The organism is uncultured Holdemanella sp., assembly GCF_958348295.1.
GTDB lineage: Bacteria > Bacillota_I > Bacilli_A > Erysipelotrichales > Erysipelotrichaceae > Holdemanella.
This window is the reverse complement of sequence record NZ_CATVYQ010000007.1, coordinates 26,612-47,980: the sequence shown is the minus strand read 5'-3', so window position 1 is coordinate 47,980 and position 21,369 is coordinate 26,612. Positions and strand designations below refer to the sequence as shown.

Below are 21,369 nucleotides of genomic sequence, written 5' to 3'. Positions count from 1 at the left end.
ATTTTAACACAAATAAAAAGGATAGAGAAATGAATTCCCTACCCTACAAAGACAAATATAATTATTTGCTTAATTTGCTAGCAGCCGCTTTGTCTAATACAACAACTACATCTGCGTGGTTTTGTAATGCACTTGCAGCACATGCTGTATCGATTGGTCCTTCAATCATAGCTTTCACTGCATCTGCTTTATTTTCGCCATTTGCCACTAATAATACTTTTTTAGATTTCATAATTGTTCCAATTCCCATTGTAATAGCTTGTGTTGGAACTTTGTTGATATCATTATCAAAGAAACGAGCATTTGCTTCACGAGTATTTTCTGTCAAATCAACAATGTGTGTTAATTCTTCAAATGGAGTACCAGGTTCATTGAATCCAATGTGACCATTTTGTCCAATTCCTAATACCTGTAAATCAATAGATACTTCACTTAAAGCATCTTCATAAGCTTTACAATCTGCTTCTGTATTTCCATAAGGAACGTGTGTGTTATTCAAATCGATATCGATATCTTTGAATAAGTTTTCATACATAAATGTATAGTAAGATTGAGGATCTTTACGATCGATTCCAACATATTCATCTAAGTTATAAGATTTAATATCTTTATAGCTATATCCATCTTTGTGGTATTGGATCATTTCTTTATATAATCCAACCGGACTAGATCCTGTAGCCAATCCTAATACAGCATCTTTTTTTGCATCCAACAATTCTTTCATGACACCAAATGCCTTAGCTGACATTTCATCATAATTTTCACATACAATAACTTTCATTTGTATCTCCTCCATATATCTCTTCTATTATTATAGCATAGCGCTTTCAAAATAAAATAAACATTTTAGTAATGCTTTTGTCATTTTTAACAAATTAGTAATATTTGCACTTTTTAATTGACTTTATGTCAAAAAGGAGAAAAAAAGTTAAATATACTGTATAATAAAATTAGTTAAGGAGGACATATAATGCCTAAACAAAATCCATTATTAAACATTGTAAAAAAACAAAAAGAAGGTAAAGCCGTAGCTATCTATTCATGCTGTTCAAGTAATGCATTCGTAATTGAAGCCGCGATGGAAACCGCAAAAAAGCAAGATTCATGTGTTTTAATTGAATCAACAGCAAACCAAGTAGACCAAAATGGTGGTTACTCTGGAATGACACCTCAAGATTTCTTCAACTTCTGCCATGAAAAAGCAAAAGAAGCTGGATTATCTAGTGATCGTATTTTCTTAGGTGGTGATCACTTAGGACCATTAACAGTTTCAAACAAATCAGAAGCTGAAGCGATGGAATACGCAAAAACATTAGTTCATGACTATGTACGTGCTGGATTTACTAAAATTCATATTGATACAAGTATGAAGGTTGCCGATGATGATCCAAACACTCGTTTAAGTGATGAAACTATCGCTCGTCGTGGTGCTACTTTAGCTAAAGTATGTGAAGAAGCTTATCAAGAATTACTGCAAGAAAATCCAGAAGCTATTCACCCTGTATATATTGTAGGTAGTGAAGTACCAATTCCTGGTGGAGCACAAGAAGAAAATGCTGGTATGCAAGTTACAAAACCTGAAGACTTCAAGAGTACTGTAGCTACATTTGAAAAAGCATTTGATGATATGGGAATCGCAGATGCTTGGAACCACGTAATTGCAGCTGTAGTTCAACCTGGTGTTGAAGAAAAAGATGCTGGATGTGAAGAATACGATCGTGAACGTGCTAAAGATTTAATGGCAAGCATTAAAGATTTTGACAAATTAGTATTTGAAGGACACTCAACTGATTATCAAACTAAATACAAATTACGTGAATTAGTAGAAGATGGTGTTGGAATCTTAAAAGTAGGTCCAGGACTTACTTATGCCGCTCGTGAAGGAATCTTCGCATTATGCATGATTGAAGAAGAATTGGCTGCTGTTTACGGATTTGAAACGAGTCACTTCCGTGAAGAATTAGACAAAGCCATGTTAGCAAACCCAGGTAAATGGGCTCCATATTATCATGGAACAGAAAATGAAATTGCATTCAAACGTAAATATTCATTCTCTGATCGTTGCCGTTATTATTTACCACAGGAAAATGTTAAAAATGCTTTAGCTAAATTATTGGCAAACTTAAAAGAACACCCAGTACCATTACCATTGCTAAGTCAATATATGCCTTTCCAATATACATTGGTACGTGAAGGTAAATTGAACAATACACCTGAAGATTTAATTAAAGCTCGCGTTATGTATACGATTGAAGAATACACTTACGCTAGTCACCAAGAAGAATTAGTTCGTTAATGTCAATGTGCGCATCTTAAAGATGCGCATTTTTTTATGCAACAAAAAAAGGTTCAACCGAACCTTTTACTTACTCTTTCTAGAGATTAATTCTTTTGCATGGTATAACGCAAAGATTAATGTTAATGCACTAATCACATAATTCAAATATAACATCCAACCTGTATAGCGTTCATTTAGTGCATTTAGTACAATCAATACAGATAAAGCTATTAATAAAACCATCTTTAAAATCACTTTATTTGTTTCTAATGTTTTAATTGAAGCTTCACTCTTCATTTTATCATTACACTTAAAGTTTTCAATACGAGGTAAAGTTGCTAAAAACTTTCTAAATCTAAATTCTAAGAAAGCGTATACACCAACACCTGCTAAAGCACATAACCAGATTGGCATGTTAAACATCAATATCAAGATAAATCCAATAAGTCCCATCACAAAGCGCATACTAAATTGTTTATATCTTTCTTCATTGTTTGCCAAGATATATCCTGTTTTTGAGAATACATCATAATAAACAGCTCTTCCACGATCATCTTTATAAACGTGCCAACCAGATACACTTCCTTTTAAATCTGCTTGTTGTTTTTGTCTTGTTTTTCTACCTTGTGCCATAAATATCTCCTTACCACTCAACTACTTCTTCGAGTTCTTCTTTTTTAAGATTTTGTCGTTTTTCTTCCTCTTTAAAATCAACATAATCCGTATATGGTGTCAAGCAACCATTATCCTGAGGTTGATCATGACCATCCATGCGTACCATTATTTTGTCAAGAATATCTGTTTGTGTCAACTTCTCTCCAACTTTTGAAGCTTTCATAAAAGTAGGAGCACGCCCAATCTCCATAAACATCGTTTCTAATTCTGCATAATCCGCTTTGTGCACACCTTCCGTAAAATATTCCAATTCTTGTAGCATCATTTTACAGAAAGTTTTCACATCACGCATATCAACATTGCTTCTAAAAATAATGAAAACCTTATGATCATTTGTCACTTTTAATGGTTGAGACATTGTAAATTTATTCTGGATTGCCTTATAAACTTCTTCTCTTGTCTCTTCCATATATTCTAAATAATAAGGTTTATCCTCTAATTCCTTATTATTATATATATTAAAATAAATTGTATTATAAATTCCACAATGTCTAAAAATTGTTCCTTTAACACTTGTTGCATAAAGAACTGGATATTTTTTATCAGCCATAATTTGTACCTCCTTAATTTCATTTTTAAACCATTAAATTATAATATTTAATGAGCTAAAAATAAAATTAAAGGTTGTAAGGATATAATCCGTTACAACCTTATATTTGAGAGAAAATATTCTAACTTCGTTAGATTAGCCTACGCAACTACTGACCATGGAACTGGTACTAGAGGTTGATATGAACCTGCCCAGATACCGAATGCAGCACCAACGATACCGATTACTAAGAATAATGCGATACATTTTACTGGAGTCCAGTTTTTCTTTTTAATCAATGTATAGCACATCATAGTGAATGCGAATGCGATTAAGCAAGGTAAAATCATATTTAAGTAGTTTTGGATAACAATTGGATCACCTTCACCATTAGCGATTGAGATACCTAATTTAGTTCCACCACCATAGTTAGAAATTAAAGCACCAACAACGAATACACCTAATACACTAGCAGCGTGAGTGAATGCTTTAGCGTTAGCAGTCATCATCTTAACAGCAGTTAAACCTAAGTTGTATGACCAGTACATTAAAGCATAACGTAATACCATTTCAACACCGAATGCGATAACGAAGTATAAGATTGGTCCCATGATACTTCCATCAATAGCCATGGTTGCAGTTAAACCAGCAGTGATAGGAATTAATGTATACCAGAACAATGCATCACCAATACCACCTAATGGAGCAGCAGTTGAGATACGTACAGAACGAATTGTCTGAATATCTGTTTTTTGTTGTTCCATTGATAATACGATACCCATAACGAATGTTACGAAGAATGGGTGAGTATTAAGGAAATCCATGTTGTGAGTCATAGATGCAGCTAAGTCATCTTTATTTGTGTGGATTTTTTCCAAACCTGGTAAAATAGCCCATAACCAACCAGCAGATTGCATACGTTCGTAGTTGAACGCAGCTTGTAATTGGCAAGAACGCCATACCATTTTATTTAAAGTTTGATTATCTAATCTTGCAGCAGGAGTAGTATCCTTGTAAGAAGTCATTGCATTAGATTCCATCACTTACACCTCCCTGCGCAGCTTTTGTTTCAATAGAAGTAATCTTGAAGTCTAATAATGCGATTGCAACACCGATGAATGCAACTAAGATCAAGCAAGCAGAAGCTGTAGCTTCAACGTTACCAAATAGTAATGCAGTTGCAAAACCACCTAGTAACCATCCCCACAAGTCGTTAGAAAGCATAATCTTTAACAATACAGCGAAACCTACGAAACGCATCATTCCACCGGCAGCACTTAAACCACCCATGAACCAGCTTGCGTTTTCACTTAAGCTTTGTAAAGCACCAGAAGCAGCAGTTCCACCAACATATGCTAAAATAGCGATTACAGCAAATAAAGTACCTAAGATAGCCATAGAAGTATTACATACAGCTGTAATTCCTTTAGGGTTAGCTTCATTAGCAGCTTTATCAGCTTTAGCCATTAAACCAGACATGATTGTAAATGTTAATGTTACAACGTATTGTCCGAATGTAGCGAAAATCATACAAGCTCCTAAAGCAGCATTAATGTCCATTTTTGCTTTAACAGCGAAAATCATAGCAACAACTGATCCTAATACAGCGTTAGGAGGCTGTGCTCCACCAACTGGCATGTTACCAACCATCATTAACTCATATGTACCACCAACAACTAAGCCAGTGTTTACATCACCTAAGATTGCACCAATAATTGGACAAGCAATGATAGGACGATAAACGATTTCAGTTAATGAGAATTGGTCGATGGCAAAGAAGAATGTTACAATTGCCAATAACACAATTTCTACAATATTCATTTTTCATTTTCTCCTTTTTTGGATTAGCTCCAAAGTTTATTAATATCTTCAGGTGCGATGTCAGGCACACGTTGAATTTCTAATTCAACACCTAATTCTTGCAATTTCTTGAATGCAGCAACATCTTCGTCATTTACAGCTACTGTAGTAGCAACTTGACGTTTACCTTCAGACATGTGCATGTTTCCAATGTTACATTTTTTAATTGGAACACCACCCTCAACTAGACGTAATACATCTTGAGGGGTTTCACAAATGATGAAGATCTTTTGAGCAGGGCTTGCTTTTCCAATAATGTCGATTGTCTTCTGAATTGAGAAGTAACGAGTCTGAGCATAAGCTGGAGCAGCCATGTTCATCAAACCTTGACGGAATTCATCATTTGCAACAGCGTCATTTGCAACTAATAATAAGTTAGCTCCTAGAACCCCACTCCATTGAGTTGCAACTTGACCGTGAATCAAACGATTGTCGATTCTTGTTAATAAGATATTTGGCATATTCTCTCTCCTTCCTGATAGCGCTTTCTTCTTTAAAGAATAACTATCTTGACTATATTATACATTTTCTATTCATAATTTCTTTACACATTTTAAGAAATTGTTTGCACTTTTTAGTATTTTTTTATTTTTTATCACTAACAATTATAAAAATTGGCAAAAAAAATAACATAATTATCACAAAATCGGTTTAAAAATCCATTTTGAAAACCTTTTCACAAAATAAAAGAACATGCTAATTAGCATGTCCCTTTTTCAAACTCTTTTTTTGCTTTTTCTAACTTTTCAGGTTCAGTAATCAAATCTAAACCAATTAACGCAATCGCTGTAGCCGCTGTTACTAATCCAGTTTTTCCATCTTCACTAATTGTTGCAGCCGCCATTTCTTTAGAATGACCAGCCACCGTACAATCGGCAATCTTAATCGTTCCCTGAATTGTCGGACAAACATAGCTTACACTTCCAACATCTGTAGAACCACATGGAATTTCATCCACTGGATTAATCTGTTCTACACCTAGTTCTTTATATTTTTCTGTCAACATATCAGCTAAAGTATAGTTGATTTTTGTATCTTCATAAGGACATTCATACATACTTGTTTTATAAGTTGTTTGACTTGCAATACAAGAACCCTTTACACAATCTTCAGCACGAGCCGCAATTTCTTTACAATAAGCCATTGTAGGTGCCCTAAAATAATACTCCATACTTGCATAAGCAGGAATTACATTGGCAGCTAAACCACCATCTCGAATAATTCCATGAATATATGATCCTGGAGTCACAAATTGACGTAACATTGAAATCTGTGTATATGTACTAATCGCTGCATCTAATGCACTGTGACCCTCTTGAGGACGACATCCATGCGCATTCTTACCAAAGAATTCATATTTGATAGGTAAAATAGCCAATGATCTTGATCCAACTCCATTTTCAGTACTTGGATGTACCATTAAAGCGGCATCTACATCATCAAATACACCAGCTTCACTCATTTTTACTTTTCCACCAAAGTTTTCTTCACCAGGCGTACCCACAACACGAACGGTTCCACCAATTTCATCTATAACACTCTTTAAAGCTTCACCAGCCGCAATACCAATCCCTGCAATTAAGTTATGACCACATCCATGTCCAACTTCTGGTAGTGCATCATACTCACACATATAGGCAATAGTTGGTCCTTCTTTACCAGATTTATATTCAGCCACAAAATCTGTATCAACCACTACGCTAGACTTTACATCAAAGCCTGCATCTTTTAAATATTTCACCAATACCTTCTGTGTTTCATATTCCTGAAAACCAGTCTCCGGATTATCATATAATGTTTTTACAATTTCCATATATGCATCTAAATGTTCTTGAATAGATGCTTCAATTTTTCCTTTATAATCCATTCTAAATACCTCCATTTGTGAAAATATCATACCGCATTTTCAAACATTTGAAAAGTTTTTACAAAAGAAAAAGCCAGGCAAAAGCCTAGCTTAATTATTAGATACCATCTGATAAATCGTCGTTTTGTTGAATGTGTTGGAATACATAACGCATAACTTGGTCTTTTCCAACATTGCATGCAGATTCAGCTAAAGCATGTACATCTTCTGAGAAAGTACGAGTTAAGTTGATTTCTACTAACATACCTAAGTTTGTACCTGCAACAACTTCTACATTTCCTCTTGGGAAACCAATTTCAACAGCCGTCTTGAATGGAGAACCACCAGCTAAATCACTTAATACAATGATTCCTTCGCAGTCTTTTAATGAATCCATAGCGTCTGTTAATTTTTTTGCTAAATCATCCGTTGAATCTGTAGCCTCAAAATCTACAGCAACATAATCTTTTGCATCTCCAGCAATCAAGTTTAAACTTGTAGTTAAGCCAGATGCAAAGTGACCATGACCAGTAACAATTAATCCTATCATCTTCTTTTTTCTCCTCTAAATTTTTACTTTGCAGTATATGGGTAAATAGTTACACCCTTAACAACACGATTTACTTCACCTGTTGGACATGGATTGTCTGGTGTAATCTTGTAGCTCAATGATTTAAATAATGCGATAACTTGAGCAACTAAAATATAGTCAAATCCTAAGAAAATATTATCTTTTGGTGCATCTAAATCAAAGTTGATGAATGTATCTACTAATCCTTCGATTTCAGCATCTGCATGACTAGAAACAGCAACTAAACGATTCTTTTTACGTTGTCCACTCATTTCTTTAATAATGTCATATTCATATTGTCTTTGATATTCATCATCTGATAAATAAACAACTGTTAAACATTCATCATTGATAACTGATTTAGGTCCGTGACGGAATCCCATTGGACTATCAAATGTAGTTGTAACAGTACCCGCAGTCAATTCACAAATTTTTAATTGACTTTCTTGAGCAATACCCTTCAATGTGTTTGCACCTAAATAAACAATACGGTTAAATTCTGCAAAGTCAGCTACTAAATCTTCGCATACTTTGTATCCTTCATCAACAAATTTTTGACCTTGTGCAATAACACTTTCCATTTCTTTTGCAGCTTCATCGATATCATCTAGACGGAAACATAATAATGCAGCTAGCATCATGTTAGAGAAACTTGAAGTCATCGCAAATGATTGGTCATGAGTTTCAGGTGTCAAGTTAATATCATAAGCATTGTCACGAGTAGCAGCTGCTTTTGCTAAAGCTCCATCCTTGTTACATGTAATGAATAAATGATAAACATTTTCTTTACATACTTCATCAGCAACTTGTACTGAACCAACACTTTCAGGAGAGTTTCCTGAACGACCAAAGTTCACTAATAAAGTCTTTTTATTTCTTGATAAATAGTTTTCTGGAGTTTCTACTAAATCTGTAGAAGCATATGATTTTGCATGGTAACCAGTATAACGGTTAACGTATGAATATAAAGCATTACCTACATATTCACTAGTTCCAGCACCTGTAAATACGATATCACAATCTGGATCACTTAATACAGGTTCCATGAATTTTTTAAGAGCTTCCTTTTCATTTTTAATTTGAGCAATTGTTTTAGCCCAAGTAGCAGGTTGTTGGTAAATTTCCTGTGCAGTAAAAATACCACTTAATTCTTCCCAAGTTGATTTTTCTTTTCCGAACATTTTTCTTTCTCCTTTTGAACTAATTTCATTATAACTATTTTTAACTAAAATAAAAGATTTTGGATGAAAGTAAACTAAAAAGTGTAAATTTGTTCTTTAAAAATACAAATTTACACTAAAAAAGAAGGATTTCTCCTTCTTAAAGCACCTCAATCCAATATGAACAAGACCACTCTTCATTTGGCTTTAAAATCACAGTTCCTTCTCTATGATAAAAATCCGGTGTTTCCTTTTCAAAATCACCATGCGAATACCATGGTTCAATGCATAAGAAATCCGATTCACTATCATGTGTCCATAAAGCTAAATATGGATATCCCTCAATCGATACACGAACAACTTCATCATCTCCATGTTTTAAAGTCACAAAAATTGATTTTAAATCTTTATAAATAATCGTCGCATACTTCTTCACATCATTTCTAGACAATTTCCATTCTTTAAACGCAACATCCTGATACTCCACATTCTTTTCGTAGCTAGGATCAAACAACAATTGTTTTACGTTTTCTTCTTTTTCAAATTCTAAAGTATATGTTGAAAATTCATCATCCAATTTAAATCCAGGATGCAAGCCAAACCCAAAAGGCATATCCTTTTCATCATTGTTCTTAATATGATAATTGATCAATACTTTGTTTCCATCCAATTTATATCCAATCTCAAAATGGAAATTAAAAGGATATTGAGCTAACGTTTCCTCGTTTGCATCCAAGCTAAATACAAGTTTATCTTCTTTACTTTCACCATCTAAAGTCGCATAACGAATCAAGCCATGATTTTTCATTGCATATTTTTTTCCATCAATTTCATAATCCTTTGTATACGTATTTCCTACCATTGGAAATAGAGAAGGATTTCTTCCAGACCACCCCTGATCTCCTTGATATAATGTTTCTCTTTGTATACTCTTCTTTACTAGGTGTAACATTTCACCACCCTTTTGAGTACACTCCAACTTCAATACATCATTCTCTAAAATATAAGCCATCTTATTCTCCTCCTATTCAGCTTTTATTTTCCATTAAGTAATTGTAGATGCCATCCTCATCCACTTTTCCAATCACAACATCACTAACTTCTTTTAATGCATCACACGCATTACCCATCGCAACACCAACATCCGCCATTTTCAACATATCCACATCATTTGTTCCATCCCCAAAACAATATGTTGTATCAAACTTATGATAATCCATAATTTTTTTAACAGCCGTTGCCTTATCAATTTGATTAGCACGAATCTCAAAACAATCAAAAAATTCTACAATACCCAAATCTTTGATCAAAGGCCTAAATTTTTCTTTATCTTTTCCTTCGCAAAAGACAAGAAGATTTAATACATCATCATTCTCATATAGTTTAAATATTGGACTATTTAAATACAAATGAAAATAGATATCATGTGCATACTTCGAATACGGCGTACCAAAATAATTTCCATTCCTTGTACTATAACGATACACTAGATTATGTTCCTTACAAAAAGAATCTATAGTTTTCATTGTGGCTTTAGAAATACAATTCATTTCAAGAACTTCTTTATGTCTATCCAAAATCAAAGCACCACCATCACTGATCATACAATCAAATTGAAAATTTCGCATACAAGAAGGAAGATTTTGTAATTCCGATTGACAACGACTTGTACATAAAGCTACAAAGTGCCCTTGTCTTTGTAGTTCATTTAACATCTTAAATGTTTTTTCACTCACTTCATGGAACTTGTTATTATAAAGTGTTCCATCCATATCAAAAAAATAACCGTTCATAACTTAATAATATCCTCTTTCTAATTTTTTTAAAAGAATTTTCGATTTTTAATAATAAATTCACATTGACTCTCTATACTTATTAATGTGATTACAATCTCTTTTCTAGTAGTTTAAAACATACAGCACTTACGCATAATGTAATCACTATTACCACAACAAACCTCCTTAAATGATTGTTGTGGCAAAAGAAAAACCTGGAAATCCAGGTTTTTTATTTAATAAATTCCTTAATTTGATCCATACGCTCTAAAGTTTCATCATATCCTAATTGAAACCAAGGACCCAATTTTTCTGGATCTGTCGTATAACGAGTGACACCCAAATCTTTATGCGGACGCAAAACTAAAGCTTTTCCTTGTTTTTCTAATTCTGCAATCTTATCCCACTGTTCCTTATAACGAATATGACGATTTCTTAAATCATCCGTAATTTGTTTATCTTTATATACCAAATTAGATAACCACAATTGCCATTTAGGAGCTGGATTACGAACATAGCCTTCTTCCTTTGTAGAAATCACAATATGCTTATCATTTCCAGCACGAAGACTTTGTTCAATACTAATCATATCCACAAGACCTGCATCCATCCACATTTCACCATTGAATTCATAAGGCTTAGCTAGAAGTAATAATGCACAACTCGCCTTGATCAATGTTTCATCTTTATCAATATGACTCTTATCAAAATATTCAACTTTATGCGTCTTTAAATTATATAGACCTACTTCCATCTGTGTTTCACTATTTTGAAAAGCCTCTAAATCTAACGGAACTCTAGACTCAATAAAATCATAAGTTGCTTCAATACCAAATATAGAACCTTCTTTTAAAAACGGTCTTAAACCAACTACACCTTTTTGACAAGGCGCATCAATTCCAGTCACCTCTAGACGATCCACTTGTTTAGACACATAACTCAACAAAATTTCTGTACCAGCACTTATCCCTACACAATAAGGAAGTACAACATCATGCTCAAGTAAACACTTCAATACTCCTGCAGAATAAGCAGCCTTAGTTCCTCCACCTTCTGCAACAATACCTACTCTACTCACGCACTACGCCACTTTCTTTTGCCGCATCTGCCACTGCTTGTGCTACAACATCTGCAACTCTAGGATCTAGAGCAGAAACAATAATATGTTCACTATCTAACATATCTTCTGTAACCATTGAACTGATCGCATAAACAGCTGCTTCTTTCATCGCATCATTGATACATGTAGCACCAGCTTTTAATGCTCCTTTAAAAATACCAGGGAAAGCCAAAACATTATTGATTTGGTTAGGATGATCACTACGACCTGTACCCACGATATAAGCTCCAGCTTCCTTCGCATCATCCGGTTCAATTTCAGGAACAGGGTTTGCCATAGGGAATACTATTGCCTTTTCATTCATAGAAGCAATCATATCTTTAGATACAATATGACCTGCACTAACACCAATAAATACATCAGCACCTACTAATGCATCCTTTAAAGAACCTATTTTTCCTTCTTTGTTTAACTTATCGATCAATCCTCTTTGACCACTTGTTAAATCCATATTTGCTGTTAAGATTCCTTGTTTATCCACTAAAATTACGTTTCCCAAACCAATTTTTAAAATTAAAGTCGCAATCGCAACACCAGCACTACCAGCACCATTGATAACGATTGTTGGATTTTGTTTTTCAGCCAATTTTAAAGCATTGACTAAAGCCGCACAAACTACAATAGCTGTACCATGCTGATCATCATGAAAAACTGGAATATTCATTTTTTCCTGTAATCTTTTTTCAACTTCAAAACAACGAGGAGCCGCAATATCTTCTAAATTGATACCACCAAAGCTAGGTTCTAAACTTGAAATAATTTGAACCAATTCATCTGTATCCTGCGTATTTAAGCATAATGGAACTGCATCTACATTTCCTAATGCCTTAAACAATACACATTTACCTTCCATAACAGGCATACCTGCTTCAGGACCAATATTTCCTAGTCCCAAAACAGCACTACCATCACTAATGACAGCTACTGTATGAGATCTTCCTGTATAGACATAACTATTCTTTTTATCTTTTTCAATCTCTAAACAAGGTGCTGCAACACCTGGTGTATAAGCAATCGATAAATCATCTTTATTTTCAATCTTCATTTTTGGAACTGTTTCTAATTTACCGTTCCACTTCGCATGTAATCTTAAAGCTTCCTTTGCGTAATCCATGATAATCTCCTATTCAACAATCTTTAATACGATTTCAACCATCTTTTCCATCTTTTGAACACTCGCGAACTCAAAACGACCATGATGATTAAAAGAACCTGTACCTAAATTTGGACAAATAAGTCCTCTAGCTGTCAACATAGCTCCATCTGTTCCACCACGAATAGGTGTACTAATAGGTGTGACATCGCATTGACGCAATGCATATTTTGCCTTATTTACACTTTGCATATCTCCATGCATATATTGGCGCATATTTTCATATTGATCACGAATAGAAACATGAACACGATTTCCATACTTTTCATTCATCTTATTCGCAATAGCTTCCATTTTTTGTTTTTGTGCAATAAAACTTTGTTTACTATGATTACGCAAAATATAAGTTAATTTTGCGTCCTCACAAATCCCTTCCATACCCACTAAATGATAGAAACCTTGACGTCCTTGTGTATGTGAAGGTGTTTGTTTCTTTGGAAGGCTTGAAGCGTATTCCATAGCTAATAAGCTTGCATTAACCATACGATCTTTCGCATCTCCTGGATGGATACTCGTTCCATCAAATGTCACAACAGCCTGTGCAGCATTAAATGTTTCATAATCAACCGAATCAATACGATCTCCATCAATTGTGAATGCATAATCTACTGGAAATTTATCTAATTCAAAGTTTTCAACACCACGACCCACCTCTTCATCTGGAGTAAAGGCTATCGCAATAAATCCATGCTCCTTTTTAGATTGAATCAATTGTTCCATAGCCTCTAAAATGATCGCAATCCCTGCTTTATCATCTGCACCAAGTAAAGTCGTCCCATCTGTCACAATCAAATCATCACCAATACAGTTTGCCAAAGCTGGAAATTCTTCTTTACACATTGAATACTCTTCATTTAATTGAATTGTATTTCCGTCATACTTTGAAATCACTCTACACTTTACATCCGCACCCGTAATTTCACTAGCCGTATCCATATGCGCAATAAAACCAATACGATCCATCTTTTTATCTGTATTCGCATTTAAGTAAGCATATACGATTCCTGTATCCGTTAATTCAACAGAATCAAAACCTAATGATTCACATTCTTTTTTTAATTCACGAGCTAACACCAATTGTTTTTCAGTACTAGGTGCACTTGTACTTTCTTCACTTGATTGTGTATCAAATGATGCATAATGCATTAATCTTTTTTCTACTGCCATTTCAAATCCCCCTTTTATGCCAGTTCTTGTGCTAAACGAGGCACAATTTGTTTTTTACGAGAAACAAATCCTTGATCTTTAAATTCTTCCACAACATCACGAACAAAATAAGATAATTTTCCTACATATAAGAAGCGTGATCCACGACCTTCCACATTTGTGATAACCATCAACATTAAGTCATATTCATGAACTTTATTTTGTTCCTCCATATATTTCAAGAAATCCTCTTTGATTTCATCCACAATACTTAAATCAAAGGTAAAAACCTGACTAACCGCAATATGGTATCCACTTAACATATACTCTTTGACATCATTATAAAGAATATTTTTAAATTCTTTTCCACGAATCGTAGCTGTATTTTCAAACAATTCTTTTGCCATCGCATCAAAATCAAGATCATATTCACTTGATAAACGCTTAGCTAAATTATGGTCTATTGGAGTACATGTTGGTGAATTGAAATTCATTGTATCACTAATCATACCATACGCAATTAATTTTGCGATCGTTTCAGGCATTTTTACACCATATTCTGCATACATTAATCCTACAATCGTGCATGAACTACCTACAATCATATTTCTAAATACAATTGGACGATCCGTTTCAATATCACCAATTCGGTGGTGGTCCACAATTTCTACAATATCTGCCGTTTCAATATCACTAATGCTTTGTTTCTTTTCATTATGATCTACAAGAATAAAACGTTTCTTTTCCGCCTTCAATAAGTTATAGCGAGCAACAGAACCCAAGATTTTATTTTGGAAAACAACCGGATAAGAAGAGTGACGCGTCTTCAACATTTCACGTTCTACATCTTCCACATACTCACTCTTACTAAAGCGAATCACTTTATTAGCTGGAGTCATGATCAATTCGACAGGAATGGAACGATAAATCATTTGAATGATCTTCATAATATTATAAGGCGTACTAATTAAAGTAACTCCCATCTGTTTTGCCATTTCAATAATATAGCTATTTGGAACAAAGTTTTCCGCAACCACAATAACCGCACAACCCTTTGCCATGCTCTTGATCATGCTATCTTCATGATCATTCAATACCATGATAGCGCCCTTTAAATCTCTTTCCATTAAACGCTTATCTGCAATACGAACAAAACCACTTCGTTCAAGATTTCCCTTTAAAATAAAGGATCCCTTTACACTCGCTACTAAATTATCTAAAGGTGTTTCTTTTAACAATTCACTTGTAATATTTAAATCCTGCATTTGAACCTTGGAAACATCTCCCAAAGTAACCATACCTTTATATTCATTTTTATCATCTACAACATATAAAGTCTTAACATGATTTTCTAAACATAGATCCCATGCATGACGAATCGTTTGTCCTTCTTCAATCGTCACTGCATCATCGATTTCAATTTCCTCTAATGTTGAACGTGCTGTTGTTAATAAGACTGGCATATTCACATTTAATTTGTCTAATATAAATTTTGTTTCTGGATTCAATGTGCCCAAACGGGCAGCCATTGCGTTAATTCCTGTCTGTCTTTTTAATTCAGCAAGAGCCAAAGCTGCACATATCGAATCTGTATCTGGATTTTTGTGTCCGATCACATATATTGGTAAGCTCATTAAAATCTCCTCTCAATTATCTTAATTTTGTATTTAATATTATAGCATGAAAAAAAAGAAGATTCATTATCGAATCTTCTTACTTAACAGCATCTTTCAAAGCTTTGCTAGCTTTAAATTTAACAGACTTGCTTGCAGCAATTTCAATCTTTTCTTTAGTAGCTGGATTGATACCTGTACGAGCTGCTCTTTCGCTAATTGAGAATTTACCAAATCCGAATACATCTACAGTACCATTATCTTTTAAAGTATCAGCTACTGTATCGAATACGAATTGAACATAAGCTGTTGCGTCTTTTTTTGAACAACCAAATTCTTCAGCCAACTTTTCAGCTAAATCTTTTTTATTAATAACATTAGACATTTATATGTTCCTCCTCTAAATTATTACCACGCTATTTTATCATTTCTCTTACTAGAGTGCAACGTCTTTCAACATCGTTTCAACGACATATTTAGGTAAACCTACCACATTGGTATAATCCCCCTCAATATGATCTACAAAATCACATTCCTGAATCCCATAAGAGCCTGCTTTATCCATACATTTTCCACTATTTACATAGGATAAAATGTCTTCATCCGCCAACTTCTTAAAATAAACATTTGTTGTTTCGACATGCAAAAATGTCTGATTTTTAGAAATTATACAAACCCCTGTTTTCACTTGATGTTTACGATTCGATAAAGATTTCAACGTATGTATCGCATCCTTCTTTGATTTAGGTTTCCCCAATATCTTATCATCCAAACATACTATTGTATCTGCCGATATAATAATTGAATCTAAGTAAGATTCTCTTACTTCTTTTGCCTTTGATTCAGCTACTTTTTTTAATGCCTCATCTAAACCTAAGTTTAAATCAAACACTTCATCCTTTAAAGCTGGACAAACTATAAAATCATATCCCAATGCTTTTAATATCTCTTTTCTTCTAGGAGACTTTGATGCCAATACAATCATCTTTCAAAACCTATTGGTGCCTTTTTCACCATATAATATATTGCCAAAACACTGGCTAAAGCCATGAAACTAATTGCTTTGACTACACAAGCAAGTACTAGCTTATAAAAAATTGTTTCTGGAAGCATACAGATCATAAAATCCGTATTTGGATCTAATAGCCACAATTGATTTGAAAAGAATATTGTATGAAACCATGTCCAAAAACTCGTAAAATCTGTCAAGATCCAGAATCCAAAAAACACAAGCATCAATATGAATGTAAACATGGCCATCAAAAATCCTTTACTTAAATACGCAAACATCAATGTTTTATCATTTAAGAAAAAATATAAAACAATCAATACTAAAATAATAAATGCCATTTTAGCTACTTTTAGAGCATTCTGATATAAAGCCTTCACATCCACCATATGACTTGTTTCTTTTTCATTAAACGTTTCCTGTGATACACCATACCATGTGATGTGTCCCTTTATATCATCACGCTTATCATCCAAATAATCCAGTAATAAACGTATACTTTGATTTAAATCTTTCTTAGAAACACCAATATCACTAGCCAATTCCATTTCTTCATATTTTTGAATGTAAAAATTAGGGTTTAATGCTGTACTCTTGATACTAAAAACAACACATACAATAATAAAGCACCAACCAAATATAAAACTTAAAACACGTCTCATTATTCTACAGCTACCAAATCTGCCTTTTCCACCATAGGCATAGCTTCAATCAAACTCACCAAAGATTGAATGCTAATTTCCAAATCACTAATATCTAATGTTAATGCCACATTGGCAATACCATTAATTGGAATTGTTTGGTTAATTGCCAAAACATTGACTTGTTTTACAGATACTAAAGACAACACCTTTGAAAGTGTTCCCTTTTCATTTCTTAAAATCATTGAAATAATCGCTTTTCGATTGGATTGCTCAGCATTAAATGAAAATACTGCATCCTTATATTTATAATATGTACCACGTGAGATACCAACCATTTTAACGGCTTCACTAATTCTTTTTGCCTTACCTGACTGCAATAAAATACGCGCCTGCATGACTTGTTCTAATACATCCGGTAAAATATCACCACTCACAACATAATATTTACTCATACTTAATAAACGCCCCCTTTTTGGCTATCGTTAAACATCTATGATCTAATTCATTCAAATTTTTATCTAAAAACTTAGATAATTCAATCAAACGATTCTTTTCTAAAGAAACAACCATCATTGTTGAACCACTTCCTGAAATCCACATTGGAAGTTGTTTTTGCGTACAATACTCCTTTATCGTATCATATTCCTTTATAAATTGCCTGCGATATGGTTCGTGCAATGAATCCTTACAAGAGCTTGCCAAAAGTTTTTCATTTCCTTGCTGTAAAGCCTGTACAAATACAAGTGCATGCGAAACTTGATTCACACAATCTTTAAATGCCATACCAGTTGGCAAAACCTTTCTTGCCTGAGACGTTTTTACTTCATACCCAGGAACAATGGCCATACAATAATAGTCAGCACAATATACTAGACTCATTCTCACATCTTCTTTTTCCATAAAACAAGCTGTTGCCTGACCAAAAATAGCCGGAGCTACATTATCAGGATGCCCCTCAATACTTGTTGCAATCTTTAAAATTTCCATCTTGTCCATGTTCTTTTTAAACCAAGCATCACAAGCTAAGATTCCAGCAACAACACAAGTTGAACTTGAACCCAACCCCCTCGCAAATGGAATATCTGTATCAATTGTGAGTTTAAAAGTAGGATACTCTAGATGTAAATAATCACATGTCGTATAAAAAGCTTGAACAACTAAATTATTACTTCCCTTAAAATCATCTGGACAACCTTCTACAATCAATTCATCACTTTCTTCAAAAGTAAAATGTGCCCACCAATCCACAGCCATTCCTAAACAATCAAATCCCACACAACAATTTGCACTTGTTGCCGGGACATGTACACTAATCATGGAATACCTCTTTAGTACTTTGACATACGACATCTTTCATAGATGCTACATCAATCACTTTATTATGTAAAATTTCTAAATCTTGAAGTTCCTTTAATTGAGCAGGGATTTCATCCTGACAATATTTTGACAAATCTTGCATTGCCTTCCATTCATTTTCTTCCTTATATCCCAATGCCTTTAAAACATCTTGACTAAATTTATATGGAGAAGCCGTTGCCAAAGATACAATAGGACGATTTTTACATTCCTTTGCAACCTTATACGCAATAGCTGAATGTGGATCCAATACATATTTGGTTTTATCATAAACTGATTTAATCTCTAAACTTGTATTGTTATCATCTACGCTTCCACACGCAAATAAATTTTTAATAGTATTAAATGTATTATCATCAATCTGGTAACGACCTTTTTCATTTAATTCCTGCATCCATTTCGATACTTTTTGTGTATTTTTATTTGAAGCATAATATAATAATCTTTCTAAATTTGAACTAATCAAAATATCCATACTTGGTGAAATTGTCTGGATAAATTCACGATTACGATCATAAACACCTGTCGTTAAAAAATCCGTTAATACACGATTGGCGTTGCTGGCAACATAGAACTTTTCAACTGGAAGTCCCATTAAATACGCATAATATCCAGCTAAAACATCTCCAAAGTTTCCCGTTGGAACACTGAAAGATACTTTATCCCCCAATTGAATATCACCTTGTAGAACCAATTGTTTATAACTATCAAAATAATACACAATTTGAGGAACCAAACGACCCACATTAATGGAATTAGCACTTGTCAATAAAATGTTTTGTTTTGCGCAATATTCATTCAATTCTGAATCCAAAAACAAGCGTTTTACTTGGCTTTGCGCATCATCAAAATTTCCTTGAATGCCAAACACATTCACATTTTTACCTTTTTGCGTAACCATCTGACGATATTGAATCGCACTTACCTTTTTATATGGATAGAAAACATTGATACCAATATTCTCTACATCACAAAATCCAGATAAAGCAGCCTTACCTGTATCTCCACTTGTAGCAGTTAAAATCAAAGCTTTTCGGTTTGTGCTTTTTAATGCACAGGACATCAATTGAGGTAAAAGGGTTAGGGCAACATCTTTAAAAGCACATGTAGGACCGTGGAAAAGTTCTAAAACATAAACGTCATCTACTTTTTTAACTGGTGTAATTTCTTGTTTAGAAAAAGAATTCGCATATGCATTTTCAACACATGCCTCTAATTCTTCCTTTGTATAATCAGTAAGAAGATGTGAAAGAATATAAACCGCATTTTCTTTATAGGACATTGTACAAATTAAAGATAGATCCAAATGAATTTGGTCTAAAGTTGGAAGTACATATAAGCCTCCATCTGGGCTCATTCCATTTAGTATAGCTTGCTTGCTTGAAACGCTTTGGTGTGCGTCTCTTGTAGAAATATAATCGTTCATGAGAATCCTCCTTGAAAATCTATATGTCATATGATACAATGTTCACACTTTAAAAACAAGTGTTTTCTAAAAAGATACAGGAGGAACGATATGAACGCAGTTATCTTAGGTTATGGAGTTGTCGGAAAAGGGATTGAAATCCTTGCGAATTCACTCGAAGATATCAATATCAAATACGTATATGTACGTAAAGAAAAGGAAAACTTACCTTATTTTTCAAACAATGAAGACATGGTAATTCAAGATGATATTGATATCGTTTTTGAATGTTTAAACGGATTAGAACCAGCCAACACATTGATTCAAAAAGCTTTAAAAAAAGGCAAACATGTCATTAGTTCAAACAAAGCGGTTGTTGCTACATACTTAGATACGTATTTAGAGCTTGAAAGAGAGTATGGTGGATCCATTCAAGTTGAAGCTTGTGTTGCCGGTGGCATCCCCTTCATTGATGCCTTATTAAAATTAAAAAGACTTGAACCACTACAAGGCTATGAAGGTATTTTTAATGGCACGAGCAACTACATCTTAGATTCTATGCAAAAAAACAACTTGGATTTTGAAGACGTTTTAAAAGAAGCTCAAGAAAAGGGATATGCCGAAAAAGATCCATCTAACGATATTGATGGCGTTGATGTTTACTATAAGACAAAGATTTCAAACAGTTTAGCCTTCAATACACCAATTGTTGACATTCCTTATTATGCAGGAATTCGTACAATCAAGATGCTAGACATCAAATTCATCAAAATGAACAACAAAGTATTACGCCATCTATCCATTTCAAGACAAATTGGGGATAAGATTATTTCCATTATCGCTCCTTGCTGCATGGATGAAAGTGATTTTTTAGCCAACGTCCCAAGCAATTACAATGCCCAAAAAATTCTTTCACATAGCTTTGATACACTAGGCTATTATGGCCAGGGAGCTGGACAATTACCTACAGCGCAGGCTATGGTACAAAATGCTTTAGATACACTTGAAGATAAAGAAAGAAAAATTGTTTATGCAGCCCCAAAAGAATTCGATACATCTCTATTAAAAGAAACTTGGTTGATTCGAAGTGATATCGCTTTAGAAAATTATTATCCAATCCAAAAGAAGGAAGCCAATTATTACTGGATTGAAAATCAAGATATGTCAATTATTAAGAAAGTAAAGGAATTAGATAAAAATAGCTTTATCGCATTATGGAGGTAACTCAC

General features: G+C 33.8%; 23 protein-coding genes. 2 read left to right on the top strand and 21 right to left on the bottom strand.

Features of this window, described 5'->3' with window-relative positions; all coding sequences use genetic code 11:
* Positions 1-61: 61 nt before the first annotated feature.
* Positions 62-781 (bottom strand): glucosamine-6-phosphate deaminase, encoded by a 720-nt coding sequence (gene nagB, locus Q3907_RS02475; protein ID WP_118011704.1) that lies wholly within the window; start codon positions 779-781, stop codon positions 62-64.
* A gap of 189 nt (positions 782-970) precedes the next feature.
* Here nagB and Q3907_RS02470 point away from each other — a divergent pair, with 189 nt between their 5' ends.
* Positions 971-2,296 carry a class II D-tagatose-bisphosphate aldolase, non-catalytic subunit gene (locus tag Q3907_RS02470; protein ID WP_301897070.1) on the top strand — a complete coding sequence of 442 codons (1,326 nt, stop codon included), beginning with the start codon at positions 971-973 and terminating at the stop codon, positions 2,294-2,296.
* A gap of 66 nt (positions 2,297-2,362) precedes the next feature.
* Here the strand turns inward: Q3907_RS02470 and Q3907_RS02465 are convergent, their stop codons facing one another.
* From Q3907_RS02465 to thrC, 20 genes are all read right to left on the bottom strand, one after another.
* Positions 2,363-2,911, bottom strand: a complete 549-nt coding sequence (locus Q3907_RS02465) for a hypothetical protein (protein ID WP_301897069.1) — start codon at positions 2,909-2,911, stop codon at positions 2,363-2,365.
* 10 nt (positions 2,912-2,921) lie between these two features.
* Positions 2,922-3,503: a hypothetical protein gene (locus tag Q3907_RS02460; RefSeq protein ID WP_301897068.1), complete on the bottom strand. Its 582-nt coding sequence runs from the start codon at positions 3,501-3,503 to the stop codon at positions 2,922-2,924.
* A gap of 140 nt (positions 3,504-3,643) precedes the next feature.
* Complete coding sequence (locus tag Q3907_RS02455) at positions 3,644-4,522, bottom strand: PTS system mannose/fructose/sorbose family transporter subunit IID (protein ID WP_301897067.1); 879 nt, start codon at positions 4,520-4,522, stop codon at positions 3,644-3,646.
* Positions 4,512-5,303 (bottom strand): PTS sugar transporter subunit IIC, encoded by a 792-nt coding sequence (locus tag Q3907_RS02450; protein WP_117570702.1) that lies wholly within the window; start codon positions 5,301-5,303, stop codon positions 4,512-4,514. Before Q3907_RS02450 ends, Q3907_RS02455 begins: the two co-directional genes overlap by 11 nt.
* A gap of 23 nt (positions 5,304-5,326) precedes the next feature.
* Complete coding sequence (agaB, locus tag Q3907_RS02445; RefSeq protein ID WP_295647365.1) at positions 5,327-5,803, bottom strand: PTS galactosamine transporter subunit IIB; 477 nt, start codon at positions 5,801-5,803, stop codon at positions 5,327-5,329.
* A 239-nt stretch (positions 5,804-6,042) separates the two neighbouring features.
* Positions 6,043-7,209, bottom strand: a complete 1,167-nt coding sequence (locus tag Q3907_RS02440) for a M20 family metallopeptidase (protein WP_301897066.1) — start codon at positions 7,207-7,209, stop codon at positions 6,043-6,045.
* A 97-nt stretch (positions 7,210-7,306) separates the two neighbouring features.
* Positions 7,307-7,738 (bottom strand): PTS galactosamine/N-acetylgalactosamine transporter subunit IIA, encoded by a 432-nt coding sequence (gene agaF / locus Q3907_RS02435; protein ID WP_003863844.1) that lies wholly within the window; start codon positions 7,736-7,738, stop codon positions 7,307-7,309.
* A gap of 23 nt (positions 7,739-7,761) precedes the next feature.
* Positions 7,762-8,940 (bottom strand): SIS domain-containing protein, encoded by a 1,179-nt coding sequence (locus Q3907_RS02430; protein WP_295643260.1) that lies wholly within the window; start codon positions 8,938-8,940, stop codon positions 7,762-7,764.
* 139 nt (positions 8,941-9,079) lie between these two features.
* Positions 9,080-9,931 (bottom strand): aldose 1-epimerase family protein, encoded by an 852-nt coding sequence (locus Q3907_RS02425; RefSeq protein WP_301897065.1) that lies wholly within the window; start codon positions 9,929-9,931, stop codon positions 9,080-9,082.
* Between the two features lie 16 nt (positions 9,932-9,947).
* Positions 9,948-10,712, bottom strand: coding sequence for a Cof-type HAD-IIB family hydrolase (locus tag Q3907_RS02420; protein WP_295643266.1), 765 nt, complete (start codon positions 10,710-10,712; stop codon positions 9,948-9,950).
* Positions 10,713-10,926: 214 nt separating this feature from the next.
* Entirely contained in the window at positions 10,927-11,772 is an 846-nt protein-coding gene (locus tag Q3907_RS02415) for a patatin family protein (RefSeq protein WP_295562938.1), read from the bottom strand.
* A complete protein-coding gene (locus tag Q3907_RS02410) occupies positions 11,765-12,928 on the bottom strand; it encodes an NADP-dependent malic enzyme (RefSeq protein WP_301897064.1) in 1,164 nt (387 codons plus the stop codon). Before Q3907_RS02410 ends, Q3907_RS02415 begins: the two co-directional genes overlap by 8 nt.
* Positions 12,929-12,937: 9 nt before the next feature.
* Positions 12,938-14,134 carry a peptidase T gene (pepT, locus tag Q3907_RS02405; protein WP_301897063.1) on the bottom strand — a complete coding sequence of 399 codons (1,197 nt, stop codon included), beginning with the start codon at positions 14,132-14,134 and terminating at the stop codon, positions 12,938-12,940.
* Positions 14,135-14,148: 14 nt separating this feature from the next.
* Positions 14,149-15,747 carry a putative manganese-dependent inorganic diphosphatase gene (locus Q3907_RS02400; RefSeq protein ID WP_295643276.1) on the bottom strand — a complete coding sequence of 533 codons (1,599 nt, stop codon included), beginning with the start codon at positions 15,745-15,747 and terminating at the stop codon, positions 14,149-14,151.
* A 79-nt stretch (positions 15,748-15,826) separates the two neighbouring features.
* Positions 15,827-16,111 carry an HU family DNA-binding protein gene (locus tag Q3907_RS02395; RefSeq protein WP_003863836.1) on the bottom strand — a complete coding sequence of 95 codons (285 nt, stop codon included), beginning with the start codon at positions 16,109-16,111 and terminating at the stop codon, positions 15,827-15,829.
* A 51-nt stretch (positions 16,112-16,162) separates the two neighbouring features.
* Positions 16,163-16,711, bottom strand: coding sequence for a nucleoside triphosphate pyrophosphatase (locus Q3907_RS02390; protein ID WP_295643279.1), 549 nt, complete (start codon positions 16,709-16,711; stop codon positions 16,163-16,165).
* The gene (locus Q3907_RS02385; protein WP_301897060.1) at positions 16,708-17,397 is read right to left on the bottom strand and encodes a TIGR01906 family membrane protein; all 690 of its coding nucleotides are present in this window, start codon (positions 17,395-17,397) and stop codon (positions 16,708-16,710) included. Before Q3907_RS02385 ends, Q3907_RS02390 begins: the two co-directional genes overlap by 4 nt.
* The gene (locus tag Q3907_RS02380; RefSeq protein WP_003863833.1) at positions 17,397-17,831 is read right to left on the bottom strand and encodes an ACT domain-containing protein; all 435 of its coding nucleotides are present in this window, start codon (positions 17,829-17,831) and stop codon (positions 17,397-17,399) included. The genes Q3907_RS02385 and Q3907_RS02380 overlap by 1 nt, the downstream gene beginning before the upstream one ends.
* The gene (gene thrB / locus Q3907_RS02375; RefSeq protein WP_301897058.1) at positions 17,824-18,696 is read right to left on the bottom strand and encodes a homoserine kinase; all 873 of its coding nucleotides are present in this window, start codon (positions 18,694-18,696) and stop codon (positions 17,824-17,826) included. The genes Q3907_RS02380 and thrB overlap by 8 nt, the downstream gene beginning before the upstream one ends.
* A complete protein-coding gene (thrC, locus tag Q3907_RS02370) occupies positions 18,689-20,161 on the bottom strand; it encodes a threonine synthase (RefSeq protein WP_301897057.1) in 1,473 nt (490 codons plus the stop codon). Before thrC ends, thrB begins: the two co-directional genes overlap by 8 nt.
* Positions 20,162-20,251: 90 nt before the next feature.
* On the opposite strand from thrC, the gene Q3907_RS02365 reads away from it, so the two are divergent.
* On the top strand, positions 20,252-21,364 hold the full coding sequence (locus Q3907_RS02365) for a homoserine dehydrogenase (protein ID WP_301897056.1): 1,113 nt from the start codon (positions 20,252-20,254) through the stop codon (positions 21,362-21,364).
* Positions 21,365-21,369: the final 5 nt, after the last annotated feature.